Origin of the sequence: Psychrobacter sp. W2-37-MNA-CIBAN-0211 (genome assembly GCF_040309405.1) — a bacterium.
GTDB lineage: Bacteria > Pseudomonadota > Gammaproteobacteria > Pseudomonadales > Moraxellaceae > Psychrobacter > Psychrobacter glaciei.
In genome coordinates, this window is record NZ_JBEOOU010000452.1 from 1 (window position 1) to 248 (window position 248).

The window sequence follows — 248 nt, forward strand, 5'->3', positions numbered from 1 at the left end:
TATCTACGCTAAACAGCAAAAAGCCGGTGTTCACTTCGCAACAGGCTGGGAAACAGCTCACCCGCGGCGGTTACAAGGTTCATGACAATAACGGTGACGGCAAAACCACGTTGTCCTATCGCGTCGCCAAGGGCTTCACTCCACAGCAGGCAGAGCAAGCCAGGCAGGCAATGCAGTCCTGGCAGGATGTCGCTAACGTGACATTTACCGAAAAAGCGCCGCATCGTGACGGCCATGTTGATATCAAT

At 53.6% G+C, this 248-nt stretch carries 1 pseudogene; it reads left to right on the forward strand.

Annotated elements, in window-relative coordinates:
* Positions 1–248 (forward strand): annotated as a pseudogene (locus AAEY72_RS15855) (hypothetical protein); the annotation flags it as partial.